At 71.4% G+C, this 19,604-nt stretch carries 13 protein-coding genes; 2 read left to right on the top strand and 11 right to left on the bottom strand.

Annotated elements, in window-relative coordinates; translation table 11 throughout:
• Window positions 1-43: 43 nt before the first annotated feature.
• Complete coding sequence (locus BN3794_RS02730; protein ID WP_066092952.1) at window positions 44-3,271, top strand: efflux RND transporter permease subunit; 3,228 nt, start codon at window positions 44-46, stop codon at window positions 3,269-3,271.
• 34 nt (window positions 3,272-3,305) lie between these two features.
• Window positions 3,306-6,443 carry an efflux RND transporter permease subunit gene (locus BN3794_RS02725; protein ID WP_066092950.1) on the top strand — a complete coding sequence of 1,046 codons (3,138 nt, stop codon included), beginning with the start codon at window positions 3,306-3,308 and terminating at the stop codon, window positions 6,441-6,443.
• Window positions 6,444-6,489: 46 nt separating this feature from the next.
• On the opposite strand, the gene BN3794_RS02720 is transcribed toward BN3794_RS02725, so the two are convergent.
• The 11 genes from BN3794_RS02720 to BN3794_RS02670 form a co-directional block, all read right to left on the bottom strand.
• A complete protein-coding gene (locus tag BN3794_RS02720; RefSeq protein WP_066092945.1) occupies window positions 6,490-8,553 on the bottom strand; it encodes a TonB-dependent copper receptor in 2,064 nt (687 codons plus the stop codon).
• A gap of 79 nt (window positions 8,554-8,632) precedes the next feature.
• Window positions 8,633-9,181 (bottom strand): DUF2946 family protein, encoded by a 549-nt coding sequence (locus tag BN3794_RS02715; protein WP_066092942.1) that lies wholly within the window; start codon window positions 9,179-9,181, stop codon window positions 8,633-8,635.
• 118 nt (window positions 9,182-9,299) lie between these two features.
• Entirely contained in the window at window positions 9,300-10,661 is a 1,362-nt protein-coding gene (gene hglS / locus BN3794_RS02710; RefSeq protein WP_066092939.1) for a 2-oxoadipate dioxygenase/decarboxylase HglS, read from the bottom strand.
• A 91-nt stretch (window positions 10,662-10,752) separates the two neighbouring features.
• Window positions 10,753-11,271, bottom strand: a complete 519-nt coding sequence (locus tag BN3794_RS02705; protein WP_066092936.1) for a hypothetical protein — start codon at window positions 11,269-11,271, stop codon at window positions 10,753-10,755.
• Window positions 11,272-11,416: 145 nt separating this feature from the next.
• Window positions 11,417-12,172, bottom strand: coding sequence for an HAD family hydrolase (locus BN3794_RS02700; protein WP_066092933.1), 756 nt, complete (start codon window positions 12,170-12,172; stop codon window positions 11,417-11,419).
• A gap of 160 nt (window positions 12,173-12,332) precedes the next feature.
• Window positions 12,333-12,683, bottom strand: coding sequence for an EF-hand domain-containing protein (locus BN3794_RS02695; RefSeq protein WP_066092931.1), 351 nt, complete (start codon window positions 12,681-12,683; stop codon window positions 12,333-12,335).
• Between the two features lie 226 nt (window positions 12,684-12,909).
• Window positions 12,910-13,296, bottom strand: coding sequence for a hypothetical protein (locus BN3794_RS02690; RefSeq protein ID WP_066092928.1), 387 nt, complete (start codon window positions 13,294-13,296; stop codon window positions 12,910-12,912).
• Between the two features lie 28 nt (window positions 13,297-13,324).
• On the bottom strand, window positions 13,325-14,068 hold the full coding sequence (locus tag BN3794_RS02685) for a M15 family metallopeptidase (RefSeq protein WP_425476685.1): 744 nt from the start codon (window positions 14,066-14,068) through the stop codon (window positions 13,325-13,327).
• 4 nt (window positions 14,069-14,072) lie between these two features.
• The gene (locus BN3794_RS02680; RefSeq protein ID WP_066092925.1) at window positions 14,073-14,843 is read right to left on the bottom strand and encodes an N-acetylmuramoyl-L-alanine amidase; all 771 of its coding nucleotides are present in this window, start codon (window positions 14,841-14,843) and stop codon (window positions 14,073-14,075) included.
• Between the two features lie 16 nt (window positions 14,844-14,859).
• Entirely contained in the window at window positions 14,860-16,458 is a 1,599-nt protein-coding gene (locus tag BN3794_RS02675) for a serine hydrolase domain-containing protein (RefSeq protein ID WP_066093323.1), read from the bottom strand.
• Between the two features lie 88 nt (window positions 16,459-16,546).
• Window positions 16,547-19,576 carry a TonB-dependent receptor gene (locus tag BN3794_RS02670; protein ID WP_066092922.1) on the bottom strand — a complete coding sequence of 1,010 codons (3,030 nt, stop codon included), beginning with the start codon at window positions 19,574-19,576 and terminating at the stop codon, window positions 16,547-16,549.
• Window positions 19,577-19,604 lie beyond the last annotated feature (28 nt).

Genomic DNA, 19,604 nt, shown 5'->3' with positions numbered 1-19,604 from the left:
AGGTGCCGGCGGCCACCCCAGCCCCTACCCCCAGGACCCGCCAGTGGGATTCTCCTCGATCTTCATCCGTCGCCCGATCGCCACCTCGCTGCTGATGGCGGGCCTGCTGTTGCTGGGCATCCTCGGCTACCGGCAGTTGCCGGTATCGGCGCTGCCCGAGATCGACTCGCCCAGCCTGGTGGTGACCACCACCTACCCCGGCGCCAATGCCAGCACCATGGCCTCGCTGGTGACCACGCCGCTGGAACGCCAGCTCGGCCAGATCTCCGGCCTGGAGCTGATGACCTCCGACTCCTCGGCCGGGCTGTCGACGATCATCCTGCAGTTCTCGATGGAGAAGGACATCGACATCGCCGCGCAGGACGTGCAGTCGGCGATCCGCCAGGCCACCCTGCCCTCCTCGCTGCCCTATCAGCCGGTCTACAACCGGGTGAACCCGGCCGATGCGGCGATCGTCACCCTCAAGCTCACCTCCGATACCCGGCCGCTGCGCGAGATCAACAACTACGCCGACTCGATCCTGGCCCAGCGCCTGTCGCAGGTGCCCGGCGTGGGCCTGGTGTCCATCGCCGGCAACGTGCGCCCGGCGGTGCGCGTGCAGGTCAACCCGGCGCAGCTGTCGAACATGGGCATGACCCTGGAGTCGCTGCGCAGCGCGCTGACCCAGACCAACGTCTCCGCGCCGAAGGGCTCGCTCAACGGCAAGACCCAGTCCTACAGCATCGGCACCAACGACCAGCTCACTGACGCGGCGCAGTACCGCGACACCATCGTGCGCTACCAGAACGGCCGGCCGGTGCGCCTGTCGGATGTGGCCCAGGTGGTGGACGGGGTCGAGAACGACCAGCTCGCGGCCTGGGCGGACGGCAAGCCGGCGGTGCTGCTGGAAGTGCGCCGCCAGCCCGGCGCCAACATCGTGCAGACGGTGGAGCAGATCCGCGCGATCCTGCCGCAGCTGCAGTCGGTGCTGCCGGCCGACGTGCACCTGGACGTGTTCTCCGACCGCACCGAGACGATCCGCGCCTCGGTGCACGAGGTGAAGTTCACCCTGGTGCTGACCATCTGTCTGGTGGTGGCGGTGATCTTCGTGTTCCTGCGCCGGCTGTGGGCCACGGTGATCCCGTCGGTGGCGGTGCCGCTGTCGCTGGCCGGCACCTTCGGGGTGATGGCCTTCGCCGGCATGTCGCTGGACAACCTGTCGCTGATGGCGCTGGTGGTGGCCACCGGCTTCGTGGTGGACGACGCGATCGTGATGATCGAGAACATCGTGCGCTACATCGAGCAGGGCAAGAGCGGCAAGGAGGCCGCCGAGATCGGCGCCCGCCAGATCGGCTTCACCGTGCTGTCGCTGACGGTGTCGCTGGTGGCGGTGTTCCTGCCGCTGATCCTGATGCCGGGCGTGACCGGGCGCCTGTTCCACGAGTTCGCCTGGGTGCTGTCGATCGCGGTGGTGATCTCGATGGTCGTCTCGCTGACCCTCACCCCGATGATGTGCGCCTACCTGCTGCAGCCGGACAAGCTGCCCGAGGGCGAGGACGCCCACGAGCGCGCCGCCGCGGCCGGCAAGCGCACCCTGTGGGTACGCACCGTGGCCCTGTACGAGCGCAGCCTGAACTGGGTGCTGGAGCACCAGCCGCTGACCCTGGGCGTGGCCCTGGCGACGATGGTGCTGACGGTGGTGCTGTACATCGTGATCCCCAAGGGCCTGCTGCCCGAGCAGGACACCGGCCTGATCACCGGCGTGGTCCAGGCCGACCAGAACGTGGCCTTCCCGCAGATGGAAGCGCGCACCGAGCGGGTCGCCGAGCTGCTGCGCCACGACCCGGCGGTGAGCGGCGTGGCCGCCTTCATCGGCGCGGGCACGATGAATCCGACCCTGAACCAGGGGCAGATCTCGCTGGTGCTCAAGGAACGCGGCCAGCGCGACAGCCTGGAGCGGATCCTGCCGCGCCTGCAGCAGGCGGTGGCCGGCGTGCCCGGCGTGGCGCTGTACCTCAAGCCGGTGCAGGATGTGACCCTGGACACCCGCGTGGCCGCCACCGAGTACCAGTACTCGCTTTCCAGCGTGGACAGCGCCGAGCTGGCCACCCAGGCCACGCGCATGACCGAGGCGCTGCGCAAGCTGCCCGAGCTGGCCGACGTGGACAACAACCTGGCCGCCGGCGGCAACGCCCTGGAACTGTCCGTGGACCGCGACCGCGCCAGCGCCCTGGGCGTGCCGATGCAGACCATCGACGACACGCTCTACGACGCCTTCGGCCAGCGCCAGATCTCCACCATCTTCACCCAGCTCAACCAGTACCGCGTGGTGCTGGAGGTGGATCCGGCGTCCCGCACCCCCGACGCCCTGCTCAACCAGATCGCCGTGGCCAGCAACGGCTCGGGCGCGCTGACCGGCACCAACGCCACCAGTTTCGGCCAGGTGACCTCGTCCAACTCCTCCACCGCCACCGGCGTGGGCGAGCGCAACACCGGCATCACCGTGGGCAGCGCCGGCGTGGTGCCGCTGGCGGCGCTGGCCACGGCCAGCTATGCCACCACGCCGCTGGTGGTCAGCCACCAGCAGCAGCTGCCGGCGGTGACCATATCCTTCAACCTGGCGCCCGGCTATTCGCTGTCGCAGGCGGTCAAGGCCGTGGACCAGGTGCAGGCGCAGATGCAGCTGCCCAGCCAGATCCACGCCCAGTTCATCGGCAAGGCGGCCGAGTTCTCGGCCAGCCAGACCGACGTGGTATGGCTGCTGCTGGCCGCGGTGATCGTCATCTACATCGTGCTCGGCGTGCTCTACGAGAGCTACATCCACCCGCTGACGATCATCTCCACCCTGCCGCCGGCCGGCGTGGGCGCGCTGCTGGCGCTGCTGCTGTGCGGGATGAGCCTGTCGGTGGACGGCATCGTCGGCATCATCCTGCTGATCGGCATCGTCAAGAAGAACGCGATCATGATGATCGACTTCGCCATCGATGCGCGGCGCTCGGGCATGGACGCGGTGCAGGCCATCCACCGCGCCTGCCTGCTGCGCTTCCGCCCGATCATCATGACCACCGCCGCCGCGCTGCTCGGCGCCCTGCCGCTGGCGCTGGGCAGCGGCATCGGCTCGGAACTGCGCCGCCCGCTGGGCGTGGCCATCGTCGGCGGCCTGATGCTCTCGCAGCTGATCACCCTGTACACCACGCCGGTGATCTACCTGTACTTCGAGCGCCTGGCCGAGCGCCTGCATGCCTGGCGCGAACGCCGCCAGGCCGCGCGCGCCGTGCCGGGGCGGGCGTGATGACGACGTCCCGCCGCCTGCAGGAGCCCGCCCGATGAACCTGTCCGGCCCGTTCATCCGCCGCCCCATCGGCACCGCGCTGCTGGCCATCGGCCTGTTCGCCATCGGCCTGATCTGCTACCTGCGCCTGGGCGTGGCGGCGCTGCCGAACATCGAGATCCCGGTGATCTTCGTGCATGCCAGCGAGTCGGGCGCGGACGCCACCACCATGGCCGCCACCGTCACCGCGCCGCTGGAGCGCCACCTGGGCCAGGTGCCCGGCATCGACCGCATGCGCTCGTCCAGTTCGGAAGGCAGCAGCATGGTGTTCCTGGTGTTCCAGACCAGCCGCAACATCGACTCGGCCGCCCAGGACGTGCAGACCGCGATCAATACCGCCCAGGCCGACCTGCCCTCGGGCATGGGCGCGCCGATGTACCAGAAGGCCAATCCCAACGACGATCCGGTGATCGCCCTGGCGCTGACCTCGGAGACCCAGTCGGCCGACGAGCTGTACAACCTGGCCGACTCGCTGCTGGCGCAGCGGTTGCGCCAGATCCTGGGCGTGTCCTCGGTGGACATCGCCGGCGCCTCCACCCCGGCGGTGCGGGTGGACGTGAACCTGCGCGCGCTCAACGCGCTCGGCCTGACCCCGGACCAGCTGCGCAACGCCGTGGCCGCGGCCAACGTGACCACGCCGACCGGGTTCCTGTCCAACGGCGACACCACGATGGCGCTGGTCACCAACAGCGCCGTCGCCAAGGCCGCCGACTTCGCCAACCTGGCCATCGCCACCCAGGACAACGGCCGCATCATCCGCCTGCGCGACGTCGCCAACGTCTACGACGGCCAGCAGGACGCCTACCAGGCGGCCTGGTTCGGCGGCAAGAAGGCGGTGGTGATGTACGTCTACACCCGCGCCGGCGCCAACATCGTGGAGACCGTGGACCGGGTGAAGGCGGCGATCCCGGAGCTGCGCGGGTTCCTGCACCCGGGCACCCGGCTGACCGCCTACTTCGACCGCACCCCGACCATCCGCGCCTCGCTGCACGAGGTACAGGCCACCTTGCTGATCAGCCTGGCGATGGTGATATTGACCATGGCGCTGTTCCTGCGCCGCCTGGCGCCGACCCTGATCGCCGCGGTCACCGTGCCGCTGGCGCTGGCCGGCTCGGCGCTGGTGATGTACGCGCTCGGCTTCACCCTCAACAACCTCAGCCTGCTGGCGCTGGTGATCGCGATCGGCTTCGTGGTCGACGACGCCATCGTGGTGATCGAGAACGTCACCCGCCACCTGGACGAAGGCATGACGCGCATGCAGGCGGCCGTGACCGGTGCGCGCGAGATCGGCTTCACCATCGTCTCGATCACCGCCTCGCTGGTGGCGGTATTCATCCCGCTGCTGTTCGCCAGCGGCATGATGGGCGCGTTCTTCCGCGAGTTCACCGTGACCCTGGTGGCGGCGATCGTGGTGTCGATGCTGGTCTCGCTCACCCTGACGCCGTCGCTGTGCAGCCGCTTCCTGAGCGCCGAGCCCAAGACCGGCCCGACCCGCTTCGGGCGCTGGCTGGACCGCGCGCACGACTGGATGCTGCGCACCTATACCGTGGCGCTGGACTTCTCCCTGCGCCATGCGCTGATGCTGGCGCTGACCCCGCTGCTGCTGATCGTGGCCACCGTGTTCCTGATGGGCGCGGTCAAGAAGGGCTCGTTCCCCGAGCAGGACACCGGCCTGATCTGGGGCCGCGCCAGCTCCAGCGCCACCGTGTCCTTCGCCGACATGAGCGAGCGCCAGCGCCGCATCACCGACATGCTGATGGCCGACCCGGCGGTGAAGATCGTCGGCGTGCGCCTGGGCAGCGGCCGCCAGGGTTCCAGCGCGCAGTTCAACATCGAGCTCAAGAGCCGCAGCGAGGGCCGCCGCGAGACCACCGCGCGGGTGCTGGCGCGGCTGAGCGCCAAGGCCGACCGCTACCCCGACCTGCAACTGCGCCTGCGCGCGATCCAGGACCTGCCCAGCGACGGCGGCGGCGGCACCAGCCAGGGCGCGCAGTACCGCGTCTCGCTGCAGGGCAACGACCTGGCCGAGCTGCAGGAATGGCTGCCCAAGCTGCAGGCGGCGCTGAAGAAGAATCCCAAGCTGCGCGATGTCGGCACCGACGTGGACAGCGCCGGCCTGCGCCAGAACATCGTCATCGACCGCGCCAAGGCCGCGCGCATGGGCATCTCCATCGGCGCCATCGACGGCGCGCTGTACGGCGCCTTCGGCCAGCGCTCGATCTCCACGATCTACTCAGATCTCAACCAGTACTCGGTGGTGGTCAACGCACTGCCGTCGCAGACCGCCACGCCCGGCGCGCTCGACCAGATCTACATCCCCAACTCCGCCGGCGACATGGTGCCGATCACCGCGGTGGCGCGGCAGGTGCCGGGGCTGTCGCCGCCGCAGATCGAGCACGAGAACCAGTACACGACGATGGACCTGAGCTACAACCTCGCCCCGGGCGTGAGCACCGGCGAGGCCGAGGCGCTGATCAAGGCCACCGTGGACGGCATGCGCATGCCCGGGGACATCCGCCTGGCCCAGGACAGCGGCTTCGGCGTGCAGCTCAATCCCAACTCGATGCTGATCCTGGTGCTGGCGGCGATCATCACCGTCTACCTGGTGCTGGGCATGCTCTACGAGAGCCTGATCCACCCGGTGACGATCCTGTCCACCCTGCCGGCCGCCGGCGTCGGCGCGCTGCTGGCGCTGTACGTCACCGGCACCGAGCTGTCGGTGGTCTCGATGATCGCCCTGGTGCTGCTGATCGGCATCGTCAAGAAGAACGCGATCATGATGATCGACTTCGCCCTGGTGGCGCAGCGCGAGCACGGCCTGGCCCCGCGCGAAGCGGTGCGCGAGGCCTCGATCGTGCGCTTCCGCCCGATCATGATGACCACGATGGTGGCAATCCTGGCGGCGGTGCCGCTGGCGGTCGGGCTGGGCGAGGGATCGGAACTGCGCCGGCCGCTGGGCATCGCCATGATCGGCGGCTTGCTGATCTCGCAGAGCCTGACCCTGCTGAGCACGCCGGCGCTGTACGTGATCTTCTCGTGCCTGAGCCAGCGCTGGCACGACGGACGCGAACGCCGCCGGCAGCGCCGCCAGGCGCGCGCCGCCGCACGGCGGCGACCGCTGGCCGCGCCGTAGCGCGCGGCCGCATCCCGGCGGCCATGGCCGGGATGCGGCGACGGACTCAGTAGCGATAGCCCAGGCGCACCCACCAGGTGCGGCCGGGTTCGTGGATGCGCACCGGGTCGGCGGGGAAGCCGAAGTCGGCACTGCCGGCCAGGTTCAGGTGCTCGCTGTAGTCGCGGTCGAACAGGTTGTCCACGCCGGCGGTGAGGCCCAGCGCGTCGCTGAAGCGGTAGCCGCCGTTGAGCGCGAAGGTGGCGAAGCCGGCGCTGCGGCCCAGGTCCTGGCCGGTGACGTTGCCCTGCCCCGCGGCTACCCGGCCCTGCCGCGCCACCGCGCGGAACACCGCGCCGGCCGACCAGCGCCGGCCCTGCCAGGCGGCAGTGATGCGCCCGTCCAGCGGCGGCATCTGCGCCAGCGGCCGGTGCTGGCTGAGGTTCTCGCCCCAGGCATAGGCCAGCGTGGTGCCCAGCGTCCAGCCATCGGCCGGGCGCCAGTCCACGCCCATCTCGCCGCCGGCGATGCGCGCATCCACGTTGCCCGCCTGCGAGGTATCGCCCATCGCCCCGCCGGCGCTGTAGGTGAACAGGATGTAGTCGCCGATCCGCCCGGCATAGGCCGATACCCAGGCATCCACGCGCTCGCCGCGGTACTGCGCGCCGATGTCCAGCTGGGTGGTGCGCTCGGGCCTGATCGCGGAGAACGCGTTGACGCTGCCGGCCGGCCCGCTGTCGGCGGAGAACAGTTCCCAGTAGTCGGGCATCCGCTCGCTGTGGCCCAGCCCGGCATACACGTTCCAGCGCGTGTCCAGGTCGCGCTCGTAGCGCAGGAAGGCGCTGCCCAGGTGCTCGCTGCGGGCCTGCCCGCGGGTGGGGTTGGCCATGCCCATCATGCTGGTGGTGGCGCGCCGGTCGCGGGCCTGGGCGCGGTCCAGGCGCAGGCCGCTCACCCAGCGCTGCGGCCGGCCCTTGCCGAAGGTGGCCTCGGCGAACGCACCGGCGCTGCGGAAGGCCGCGTCCTCGCTGCGCGGCTGCAGCCGGTAGGCGCCGCGGCCGCTGGCGCTGCGGCTGCGATGGCGGCTGTCCTGGGCGTCCACGCCGGCGGTCAGGGCGACCTCGCCCCACTGCCAGTCGCCGGCCACCCGGCCGCCGCGGGTACGGCGATCGACGTTGGAGGCCATCGCCATCGGCATCGCGCTGTCCGGGTTGGGCGTGCGCAGGGTGTAGTTGTCCATCACGTGGTCGGCGGCGTTGTAGTAGAGATTGGCCGCCAGGCCGGCCCACGTCTCGCCCGGGCGCTTGCGCTCGAAGCGCAGGCCGTAGCTGGTGCGCTCGAACGCGGCGCCGTCCATGCTGCGCCCGGCGTAGCGGGCCAGCGCGTTGCCGCGGCCGGCGCCGAGTTCGAGCACGGTATCGGCATCGGGCGTCCAGCCGACCGCCACGTCGCCGTTCCACTTGCGCCACTTCGACGGCACGACGTTGCCGGCGCCGTCGCGGTAGTCGCCCGACTCGGAGCGGTTGCCGCCCACCCGCACGTAGCCGCCGGGGTTGCCCAGGGTGGCATCGAGCACCTGGTCGTTGCGCCCGCGCGAGCCGCCCAGCGCGCTGGCGTCGAGCTTGATGCCCGGCGCGTCGAAATGCGGCAGCTCGCGCTCGAAGCGGACCGTGCCGGCCGACGCCCCCGGTCCCCACAGCACGGTCTGCGGTCCCTTGACGATGGTCAGCCGATCGTAGCTCTCCGGGGCGATGTAGGACAGCGGGTTGTCCATGCGCGCCGGGCAGGCGCCGATCAGGCTGCCGTCGTTGCCGAGCACGTTCAGGCGCGAGCCGAACATGCCGCGCAGCACCGGATCGCCGTTGCTGCCGCCCTGGCGCAGCACGGCGAAGCCGGGCACGGTCTTGAGGTAGTCGGCGCCGTCGCTGGCCGGCACCGGCTGCCGCGGCAGCTTGGGATCGGTGGTCCAGGTCAACGGCGAGGACGGACGGGTGGCGGTGACGACGACGGCGTCGAGGCTGCGGGTCTTGTCGTCGGCAACGTCGGCCTGGGCGGCCAGGGCGGGAAACGCCGCCTGGCACAGGCCGCACGACAGCGCCGCCCACAACGGCGGCGGGGAAAGGGATCGCATGCGGGAACTCCTGAAGGAACACGCGCGCACGCGCGGCCGCAACGACGGCGCGTGCAGGGAGGATGCAAGGGCGTGTGGATCAGGCGGCCGGCGGCGGACCGCGGGGCGCATGCGCGCGCCGCGGAACGGGAACGAAGAACGGCAGCCGGCGACGCACCCGCGGCAACGGCGGGGGCAGTGGCGGCAGCAGCAGCCAGGCGATGGCAAGGGCCGGCAGCAGCCGTGCCGCGAGCACGCAGTAATCGCAGGCCGCGCCGTGCGCGGCATGGTCCTCGCCGTCGCGCGCCCCCGGGCCGTGCCGGTGGCCGGAAGGCAGGGTCGTCCCGGCAGTGGCATCGGTCGCGGCGGGCATCGCCGTGCCCGCGCCATGGCGATGCATCCCGGCGGACATCGTGGGAACGGCGACCTCCCCCGTCATGTCCATGGCCATGTCGATGGGAGCGTCGCCGGGCATGCCGGCAGGGTTCGTCGCCGCCGTCGCCGGGCGCGCGGAACCGGCCGCCGCCGGAGCGGACAGCGGGCCGTGGGCCTGCACCCAGCGGCTCAGCGGCGGCGCGCACACCATCAGCAGCACGGCCAGCAGGGCCAGGGGCTGCATCGGGCGCGACAGGGAGCGGTACGGCTTCACGCCGTCATTCTAGCAAGGCCCCGCATCCGGCCCGGGGGCAAGGGTTCCGCCGGGCACGCGCCGGCATGCCGACCACGCGTGCCGGCCTTCTCCCGGAGCCTAGCCGCCGATCCCGGCGTCAGGTGCCTGCGCGCAGGCGCCGCAGCGAATCGTCCTGCAACTGCGCGTACAGCGCGAACGGATCGGCCACCGCCGCACCCAGCGCCTGTTCGAAAGCACCGCGGTTGGCACGTTCGGCATAGGCGCGCTGCTCGGCGCCGCCGAGGTTGGACTGGAAGATGCCGGCGGCGCTGACCGGCAGGAAATCCTCGTAGACGATCGGGTCGGCGCGGGCCAGGCCGTGCGCGAGCAGGTCCTCCAGCGGCCATTCGCGCAGCGCCTGCGGGTCGGCGCGGCCGCTGGCGGTGGCGGCGTAGCGGAAATAGCCCAGCGCCTCGCGGCGCAGCGTCTCCCAGTCGTCGGGGAACGCGGCGAAGGCGGCCTGCAGCCGCTGCACGTAGTCGCCGCCGGTATTGCCCTCGCCGGCGCGCACCTGGTCGAGCAGGCGGTCGTACAGCGCGCGGCCCCTGGCGGTGAGCGCCAGCCCGCGCTGCTCGATCTCGCCGAAGCGCGCGGTGTGCGTGCCGGCCTGCGCGCCGCCGTCCCCGGGGAAATCCACCGCCTCCTCCAGCGCCTTGAAGCTGGTCTGGCGCAGCAGGATCGGGCACTGCCGCCGCGGCGGGCCCTCGATCACCGCCTTGGCGTCGATGCCGCGCGCGAGCATGCCGGCCTGCACCGCATCGATGTCCAGGGTGCGCGGGGTGAGGTGGTTGATGTGCGGGCCGCGGAAGCAGACCACGTCGGCGACCAGCCGGTGCGCGTCGCCCAGGGCACGGTAGGCCGCCAGCGACACGGTGGCCTGGCGATGCCAGCGGAAGGTCTCCAGCGCCTCGGCGACGAAGCGCCCGGCCTCCTCGGCGGTCAGGCCGCCGGCACGTTCGTGGCGCTCGAGCAGCGCCAGCGCGCCGTCGGTGAAGATGCGGCGCCGCGCCAGGATCGCCGCGGCCTGCGCGCGCAGCGCCTCATCCTCGACCAGCTCCAGCCGCAGCAGCGAGGTGAACACCCGGAACGGGTTGCGCGCCAGCGCCTTCTCCTCGACCGGGCGGAACGCGGTGGAATGCACCGGCACGCCGGCCACGGCCAGGTCGTAGTAGCCGACCGGGTGCATGCCCATCACCGCGAACATGCGCCGCAGCGTGGCCAGCTCCTGCGCGGTGCCGACGCGGATGGCGCCGTGGCGCTCCAGGTCCAGGCGCGCCAGGTCGTCGTTGCGCGCGAGGCGTTCGCGCAGCGCCGGATCGGCGGCCAGCACTTCGGCGTTGACCTCGGCCACCAGCGCCATCAGCGTGCCGTACAGCGGCACCTCGGTGCGGTACATCTCCGACATGGCCTGGGCGAACAGGCCGCGGATGTGGTCGGAGGAGACGAAGGCGGCGCTCATGCGCGATCCCGTGGCAGGCCGCCGGCGCGGCGGCGCGCCATTCTCGCCGATGCCTGCCGGCGGCGGCCAGACGCGCTGCGGCAAACCCGCGTCAGCGGCCGGCGTCCGCGCCGGGCGATTGCAGGGCGCGCTGCAGGCGCTGGGCGCGGTCGCCGAGCTCGGCGCGCAGCGCCGGTTCCAGCGCGATCGGCCGGTCCCAGCGGTCGTAGCTGGCGACCAGCGCCCGGCGCAGCCCGCGCCACGGGGCGCTGCCGGCCTGCGGGTCCAGCGCCTGCACCACGGACTTCCAGTCCTTGCCGGCGGAGGCGGCGCGGGCGCGCACCACTTCGCGGCAGGTGCGGTGCACCGCCTGCGCCCAGTGGCAGGCGAACCAGACGTCGCCGGCGCTCCAGCCCGGCTGGCGCAGCAGCGCGGCCGCGTAATCGCGGCGGGTGCCGCCGTAGCGATCCATCTCGTCGAGGAACGCGGCCGGGTAGCGCGCGGCGTAGCGGTCGATGTCGGCCAGCTGCCGGTCCACCCAGGCATCGCCGGTGGTGGTGGCCGGCGCGGACGCCGGCACGGTGGCGGCGGGCGTCGCACCGGCGGGCAGCACGAAACCCCACCCAGGCATCGCCGGTGGTGGTGGCCGGCGTCCGCGCCGGCGGGCAGCACGAAACCCGGCAGCGACAGCAGCAGCAACCACCGGCAGCGGAAAGGGCACGGGCGCATGGCGCGATTGTGCCGTGCGCCGCCCGCCGCGTCAGCGCGGTCCGGGATCAGGCCACCGCCCGGCGCGCGCGCGCGGCGATGCGCGCCACCGCCTCGGGCCAGCCGGCGGCGGCAGCGACCTCGGACACGCGGCCATGCCCGGCCTGCACGTTGTGCTCGGTCTCGTGCGCCCAGGTCACCGCGTACGGGGTGTGGATGCCCCAGCCGCCCAGCTCGATCACCGGCTCGATGTCCGAGCGCAGCGAGTTGCCGACCATGACGAAGCGGCTGGCGGGCAGGTCGAACTCGGCCAGTACCCGCGCATAGGTGGCCGCGTCCTTCTCCGAGACGATCTCGATGCGCGGGAACAGTGCGGCCAGGCCCGAGCGCTGGATCTTCTGCTCCTGGTGGAACAGGTCGCCCTTGGTGATCAGCACCACCTGGAAGTCGCGCGCGATCGCCGCCACCGCCTCGCGCACGCCGTCGATCACCTCCACCGGATGCTGCAGCGTGCGCCGGCCGATCTCGACGATGGCCTGGATGTCGTGCGCGCCGATGCGCTCGCCGGTGAGCTCCACCGCCGCCTCGATCATCGACAGGGTCATGCCCTTGGCGCCGTAGCCGAAGGTACCCAGGTTGCGCCGCTCCACCTCCAGCAGGTGGCGGGCGGTGGCGGTGTCGTGCAGGTCGATGTAGCGGCCCAGGATGGCCTCGAACTCGGCCTCGGCGCGGCGGTAGTAGTCCTCGCTCTTCCACAGCGTGTCGTCGCCGTCGAAGCCGACCAGGGCGATGCCGTCGGCATCGGGGGTGACGTCGTTCTCCATCGCGCAAGGATACCGCGGGCGGATGGCGGCAGGCCTGGAGCCGCATCGCGTGGCGGGCGCCGGCGCAGCGCGCGATTGCGCGTCGAAGGCGGCGTCGCCGCGGCGGACCGCACGAAAAAAGGCGGCCGGTGGCCGCCCCGGAACGATGGTGCCGCCGGCCTCAGCGGCTGCCGGACTGGCCACCGGTGGCCGCGCCCTGCACCTTGGCGACGTAGTTCTTGTATTCCTCGGGCGTCAGCTTGCCGTCGGCATTGCTGTCGGCCTCGGTGAACACGCTGGCCAGGCCCGGATTGGCCTGCGCCTCGGCCTGGCTGATGGCGCCGTCGCCATCGGTGTCCAGGCTGGCCCAGGTCTGGCCCTTGCCCGACTGCGCCTGCTGCGCCGGTTCGGCCTGCGACTGCGCGGCCTGCGCGGCCGCATCCTCGGCGGCGCTCTGCGCAAAGGCGGGCGCGGCCACGGCAGTGGACAACACGGCGGTCAGGGCGATCAGGTGGGCGTTGCGGATATTCATCGGCACTCCTCCGTTGGGGTGGGATTGACGGTGCGGTCCTGCCGCACGCCTTCCACCCTAGCGGCGCCACATGAATCGTCCCTTCGGCCGGAACCGGCGGGAAACGAAGCGTTAACCCGCGCATGCCGGCGATGCGTTAGCGCGCCGGTAAAGATTCCGTAGGCATTGCGTTGGCCGCCCAGAAACCGACGCCCGGGGTGTGCGCCATGCCGCATTTCCGTACCGGTCAACGCTGGCCGTCGCGCCCGTGCGAACCCGTCCGCGCGCTGAACCACCAGTACGCCAGGGCGACGCCGGCGAGCGCACCGACGATCTCCAGCACCACGCGCGCGCCGAGCTGGTCCGGGTCGTGCACCGACTGCAACGCCAGCCGCGCGTACAGCGGCGACTCCAGGCGCACGCGGATGGTGGACAGGTAGAACAGGTTCCAGGCGTCCAGCCCCGCGGAGACCACCACCGCCACCACGCAGCTCCAGCCGATCACCGGCCCGGCCGGCCAGGCCAGGCGCCGGGCCGGCACGGCGACCAGCGCATAGACGATCAGGCCGGCGAGGAAGGCGATCAGGCCGGCCTCGAGCGAGCCGAGCAGGCCGAAGTGCAACGGCAGGTTCATGGCGTTCCCGCGATGGAAAACGCGCAGTCTAGCGGTCGCCGGCGGCGATCACCGGGAAATCGTAGGCCGTATGCGGCGTGGGCTCGGGCATCAGCGTGTAGTGCCACCACTCCTGGTCGTAGTTGGCGAAGCCGGCGGCCGCCATCGCCTGCACCAGCCGCTGCCGGTTGGCGCGCTGCGCCGGGACCAGCCCGGGGGCGTCGGTATGCGCGCGCGGGCCGAAGAAATCGAAGCCGGTGCCCATGTCCAGCGGCACGCAGGGACCGGCGCGGCAGTCCAGCAGGCCCAGGTCCACGGTGGCGCCGCGGCTGTGGCCGGAACGGTCGGCGATGTAGCCCTGCGCGATCAGCACCGACTTGTCCAGGCCGGGATAGAACTCGGCCTTGGCCACCTGGTCGTCAGGGTCGGCGACCCAGGCGACGAAGGCGCGCACCGCGGTGACCGGCCGGTAGCAGTCGAACATCTGCAGTGCGTAGCCCTGCGCGCGCAGCGCCGCCTGCACGCGCGCCAGCGCCTGCGCCGCCGGGCGCAGCAGGTAGCAGGCCGGCGCGGCGTAGCCGGGCACCGGCCGGCCGGTGAAGTTGTGGTGGCCGGCGTAGCGGATGTCCTCGGCGATGTCCGGCGCCAGCGCGCGCACCTCGACCATGCCGGCCTGCGCGGCATCGGTGGCCGGCGAGACCGCCACCGGCGCCGGCCGCGCCGGCCGCGCCGGCGACGCGGGCGCGGCGGCCAGCACCGCGAGCGCCAGGGCGGGCAGCCATGTCCGGCGCACCGGCTCAGCCCCCGCCCGCGGCCGCCGGCGGCGGCGTCCAGGCATCGCGGGTCAGGGCGTAGAGGATGCGCAGGTCCTGCGCGTCCAGGGCCGTGGCCGCGTCGCCGCGGTAGTGGTTGCGGTAGGCGCGCACGGTGGCCTGCGGGTCGTCGAGCGGGTAGCCGATCAGGCGCAGTGCCAGCCAGGGATCGAACCCGGCCGGCGGCGCCTGGCGGGTGTCCTGCGGCCAGCGGCCGAACCCGGCCTCGGCCAGCCGCCGCCACGGGAACAGCGGGCCCGGGTCGGGCTTGCGCGCGGGCGCGAAGTCCTGGTGGCCGACGATGGCCGCGCGCGGGATGCGCAGGCGCGTGCACAGGTCGTCCAGCAGCACCAGCAGGCTGTCGATCTGGGCCTGCGGGAACGGGCTGTGGCCGTCGTTGTCGATCTCGATGCCGATGGAGGCGGAGTTGACGTCGGTGATCGTGCCCCAGCTGCCGGCGCCGGCATGCCAGGCGCGCTTGCCGTCGGCGACCAGCTGGTACAGGTGGCCGTCGCGGCCGACCAGGTAGTGCGCGCTGACCGGGCCGCCGCTGTTGGCGGTGCGCAGCGTGTCCAGCGACTGCTGCGCCGATTCCTCGTCGGTGTAGTGCAGCACGATGAGCGTGGCGCGGCGCTCGTCGAAGTTCTTCGACGGCACCCAGGTCGCCAGCGGGTTGTGGGCCACGTGCGCGCAGGCGCCGAGCAGGGGCAGCAGCAACAGCGGCAGCAGGCGGGCGTGGTGGATCCGGGTCGGCATGGGGGAAGGCTCCAGGTCAGCGGCCGCAGCCGCCGGTACGGGTGAAATGCAGGTCGGCATAGTCGTAGCTGAAATCGGCGTCGGGATCGACCGCGGCCAGCTGCAGCGTGCGCGTGCCGTCGTCCTGCACGGCGAATGCCAGCCAGGGCTCGGCATCGACGCTGGCCTCGTCCCAGTGCACCAGCCAGCGCGTGCCGGTACGCATCACCCGGCCATGCAGCAGCGGCGACTTGGCCGAGCGGAACGCCACGCCGTCCGCCTCCGGACACAGGCTCATCGCGCCGAACCAGGGATCGCGCCACTGGCCCAGCCACGGCTGCAGTTCCGCAGCGGTGGCCGGGCGGCGGTCGGAGGTGTCGGGCAGGCGCGGCGTGGTCGCGGCATGCGCCGCCGCCTGCGCGGCCCGTGCCATCAGCCCGGCGTAGTGGTCCACGTCCAGTTCCGGATGGCCGGGCCGGGTGAAGCGCTTGAGCAGCGCCTCGCCCAGCGCCTCGCGCGCCTGCTCGCCCTCGCCGTTGGTGAGGATGACGAAGCCGTCCTGGCGCCCGGGCAGCAGCACCAGCGAGGAGTACATGCCCATCAGCGTGCCGGTGTGGGCCACCTTCCACTGCCCGTCCACGTCGGACAGGCGCCAGCCATAGCCGTAGCCGTACAGGTGGGTGCCGTCCCAGTCGCGCATGCGCGCGCTGATCGGCATCGGCGTGGCCAGCGTCCACAGCGCCTGGCGCTGCGCCGGCGAGAGCCAGCCCGGGTGGCGTTGCGGCTGCAGCCAGGCCTGCATCCAGGTCAGCATGTCGCGCACGCTGCAACGCACGCCGCCGGCCGAGGTGGAGGGCAGGTCCTGGACCACGTCCCCGTCCTCGCGCACCGGCACGTTGCGCCCGTCCTGGCGCATGTGCGGCTGGGCGACGTTGCCGACCTCGGCCGGGCGCCAGCGCCCGACCTGGCAGCGGGTCATGCCCAGCGGCGCGAACACCTGCTCGCGCACCAGCTGTTCGTAGGGCTTGCCGCCGGCCGCGGCGGCGACCTCGCCGGCGACCACGTACAGCAGGTTGTCGTAGGCGTAGTGCGAGCGGAAGCTGTGGGTGGGGCGCAGGTAGGCCAGCCCGGCGACGATGTCGGCGCGGGTGAACGCATTGGGCTCGGGCCACAGCATCAGGTCGCCCGCCCCCAGGCCAAGGCCGCTGTTGTGGATCAGCAGGTCGCGCACCTGGATGTTGGCGGTCACCCACGGGTCGTACATGCGGAAGTCCGGCAGGTACCAGGTGACCGGGTCGTCCCAGGCCAGCTTGCCGGCATCGACCAGCCGCGCCAGCACCGCGGTGGTCATCGCCTTGGTGTTGGAGGCGATCTTGAACAGGGTGTCCGGGGTGACCGGCGCGCCGCCGCCGGCCTCCAGCTCGCCAGCGGTGCGCACCCACGCGACCTGCCCGTCCTCGATCACGCCCACCGCCAGCCCGGGCAGCTGGTAGCGGGCCATGGCCTGGTCGAACAGCCGGTCCAGGGCGCGCGTATCGGTGCCGGGCCTGCCGGTGCCGGTGCCGGGATCCGGTGCGGCGGCGGCCGGCACGGCCAGGCAGGCCAGCCACAGCAGCAGGGCTCGGAGCGGTTTCATGCGGTCCTCCAGCGGTGGCGACATGGCGCGACGCAGGCGGGCGCCGTCGTCGCCGACGGCGCCCTGTCGCGATGATGGCACGCGGCCATCAATAGGTCAGCGACACCACCAGCTGCGCGTAGCGCGGCGACTGGAAGCTGGTCGGCCACAGGAAGGTGGAGCTGAGGTGGCCGATGTCGTCCTCCTCCACCTGGTCCACGCTCAGCTTCTTCTGCTGGTTGGTGAGGTTGTACACGGCGAACTTGACCTGCAGGTTCACGTCCTGGAACTGCTTGGTCCAGGTCGAGCTCACCCCCAGCGTGTAGGTCCACGGCATGCGGCCGTAGGCACCGCGCTTGGACAGGGTGTAGACGCGGTCGGCCGAATAGGTCGAGTCGCAGTTCTCCACGCAGATGTAGTAGCTGTGGTAGTTGGTCGAGTCGTACGGGTTGCCTACGCCGAAACCGGTGATCGGCCCGCCGGACTGCATGTCCAGCGTCGCGCCCACCATCCAGTTGTCGGTGATGCCGTAGCTGCCGCGCAGCTTGAACTGGTGGCGACGGTCGTTGGGCAGGTAGCCGTAGCCGTTGAGGTTGACCCACGGGTCGTCGAAGTTCTCGGTGCGGCCGGTGTCGGCGAAATCGGTATCCGAGTTCACCGGGCCCTCGGCATTGCCCCTGCCGTAGGACAGCGTGTAGGACGCGTTCATCGACCACTTGCCGTCCCAGGCGCGGTCCAGCTGCAGCTCCAGCGCCTTGTAGTCGCGCTTGGGCTTGCTCCAGCCGCGTTGGCCGATGTAGGTGTAGATCGGATCGCCGTCGGCATCCACGCCATCCTGGCGATACAGCGCCCAGCCTTCCTTGGCGGTGTCCACCGTGACCCAGCCGTCGGCGGTGCCGTCGCAATCGGTGTCGCCCCACACCGTGACCTTCTTGCCGGGGTTGGCCATCACCCAGCCGATGTAGCCGTTCTCGCCGCACTGGCCGGTGGCGCTGATCTCCATGTCGTCGATGGCGTTGTGCAGCTTGCGGTAGATCGCGCGCGCGCCCACCGACCAGCTTTCGTTGATCGCCTGCTGGAAGCCCAGGATCGCCTCGTCCTGGTAGACCGGATCCATGTTGCGGTCCACCTCCGAGCGCAGGTCGCCGACGGTGCCGTTGCCCTGCGAATCGTCCACCGGGCCGATCTGGTTGCCGAGGATGGGGGTCAGGTAGGTCTGGCCGTTGCGCTCGTTGCTCTGCCAGCCGGTCAGCACGTAGTAGGTGCGCTCGTCGAGCAGGCCGCCGGCCTGCTTGATGTTGATGACGTTGGCCACCGGCAGGAAGTAGCGGCCGACGTTGCCGAACAGCTTGGTGGAGCCATCGCCGCGCATGTCCCAGGAGAAGCCCAGGCGCGGTGCCCACATGTTGTCCATCTTGATGTAGCTCTTGCCGTCGGCGCCCTTGTTGTCGAAGCCCTCGTTGCGGATGCCCAGGTTGAGCAGCAGCCGGTCGGTGACCGACCAGTTGTCTTCCAGGTAGTAGGCGCTGTTGGTGGTCTCGAAGGTGCCGGCGATCTCGTAGCGGCGCGCGCGCACGTAGGCGGTCACCCCGGCCGGCACCACGCCGCCGTTGGCCAGCGTCGCGCCGGGGTTGGTCGCGTAGACGTTGTAGTAGTAGCCGCCGGGACCCGGGTAGTGGCGGTCGTAGTCGGAGGTGTCCTGCTCGTGGTCGAAGCCGAAGCGCAGCAGGTGCGCATCGCCCAGTTGCCACTCGAAGTCCAAGCGCCCCTGCTTGCGCGTGTCCAGCCGCGATTCCACCGCGGTGCTGGTGGTGCAGCCCAGGGTGCCGGCCGGCCGTACCGCGACCTCCGCGGCCACGTAGTTGCACTCCATGTCGGCCAGGCTGTTCTGCGAGGCGTTGCGCTTGTTCTCGCCGTACATCGCGCGCAGCGACAGGCCCTGGGTCAGCTGGCCGGTGTAGCTCAGCGCCCAGTTGCGCCCGCCGGACTCGGTATAGATCTGGTTGGTCCTGGCGCCGACGGTGTCGCTGGCCAGGTCGTAGTCGTGTACGTCGTAGGTCCAGTTGTCGGTGTCGTTGAAGCCCAGCAGGCTCAGCTTGTGGTTGTCGGTGATCTGCCAGTCCAGCTTGGCGCCCCAGAACCCGTCGTGGGTGGAGCCGTCGGAATAGCTGGTGCCGGCGCTGTTGGTGTAGCGGTCGCCGTCGTAGCGGCCCTCGTACAGGCCGAAGAAGAACAGCTTGTCCTTGATCAGCGCGCCCGAGCCCCACAGGTCGATCTTGTTGGTGTCGTGGTCGTCGCGCGCGGAGATGATGTAGGGCTGGCCGTCCGGGGTGTAGTGGTTGTCGGCCCTGGACTGCCAGGCGCTGGGCTCGAAGGTGGCCTGGATGCCGGCATGGAATTCGTTGGTGCCGGACTTGGTGACCGCGTTGATCACGCCGCCGGTGGTGCGGCCGAACTCGACCGAGTAGCCGCCGGTCTTGACCTGGAAGTCCTGGAAGAACAGGAACGGCGCGGCCGAGAAGCCGACGCGGTTGTAGAAGTCGGTGACGTTCAGACCGTCGATGTAGACCGCGTTCTCGGCCACCGAGGAGCCGCCGAAGGAGATGCCCTGCGAGCCCAGCGAGGACTTGCCGGCGATCACGCCCGGGGCGAGCATCGCCACGGACTTCAGGTCCTGGTCCACCGGCAGGCGCGCCACGTCCTGGGCGCTGATGTTCATGGCCGACTCGGTGGAGGTGACGTCGACCATGTTGATCACCCGTGGGGCCGAGACCTGCACCGCGCCGAGCGTGCTGATGCCGCTGATCGGCACGTTGACCGTGGTGGCGTTGCCGATGGAGACGCTGACGTCGGCGACCTTGGTGGCGGTGCCGCCGTCGCGGGCCACCTCGAGCACGTAGCGGCCCACCGGCAGCAGCGGGATGCGGTAGCCGCCGCTGGCGTCCACCGCCACCGAGCGCGAGAAGCCGGTGTCGGGGTTGCGCACGGTCACGGTCAGGCCGGAGAACGATTCGCCCCTGCCGGCGACCACGCGCCCGACCACCGAGCCGTCCTGCGCGAACGCGGCCGGTGCCAATGCGCCCAGACAGGCGCCCAGGGCGACGCACAGCGCCGCCTTCTTCAATGTCTTGCCTTTCATCCTGCTCTCTCCTTCAGGTGAAACGGTG

Source organism: Xanthomonas massiliensis (genome assembly GCF_900018785.1).
GTDB lineage: Bacteria > Pseudomonadota > Gammaproteobacteria > Xanthomonadales > Xanthomonadaceae > Xanthomonas_B > Xanthomonas_B massiliensis.
This window is presented reverse-complemented; position numbering and strand designations above follow the sequence as displayed.

Excerpts from the sequence above, each read along its gene's own strand:
- BN3794_RS02720 (WP_066092945.1), bottom strand. The coding sequence starts at position 8,553 with ATGCGATCCCTTTCCCCGCCGCCGTTGTGGGCGGCGCTGTCGTGCGGC.
- BN3794_RS02680 (WP_066092925.1), bottom strand. The coding sequence starts at position 14,843 with ATGCCGACCCGGATCCACCACGCCCGCCTGCTGCCGCTGTTGCTGCTG.
- BN3794_RS02700 (WP_066092933.1), bottom strand. The coding sequence starts at position 12,172 with ATGGAGAACGACGTCACCCCCGATGCCGACGGCATCGCCCTGGTCGGC.
- BN3794_RS02725 (WP_066092950.1), top strand. The coding sequence starts at position 3,306 with ATGAACCTGTCCGGCCCGTTCATCCGCCGCCCCATCGGCACCGCGCTG.
- BN3794_RS02695 (WP_066092931.1), bottom strand. The coding sequence starts at position 12,683 with ATGAATATCCGCAACGCCCACCTGATCGCCCTGACCGCCGTGTTGTCC.
- hglS (WP_066092939.1), bottom strand. The coding sequence starts at position 10,661 with ATGAGCGCCGCCTTCGTCTCCTCCGACCACATCCGCGGCCTGTTCGCC.
- BN3794_RS02690 (WP_066092928.1), bottom strand. The coding sequence starts at position 13,296 with ATGAACCTGCCGTTGCACTTCGGCCTGCTCGGCTCGCTCGAGGCCGGC.
- BN3794_RS02670 (WP_066092922.1), bottom strand. The coding sequence starts at position 19,576 with ATGAAAGGCAAGACATTGAAGAAGGCGGCGCTGTGCGTCGCCCTGGGC.
- BN3794_RS02675 (WP_066093323.1), bottom strand. The coding sequence starts at position 16,458 with ATGAAACCGCTCCGAGCCCTGCTGCTGTGGCTGGCCTGCCTGGCCGTG.
- BN3794_RS02705 (WP_066092936.1), bottom strand. The coding sequence starts at position 11,271 with ATGCCTGGGTGGGGTTTCGTGCTGCCCGCCGGTGCGACGCCCGCCGCC.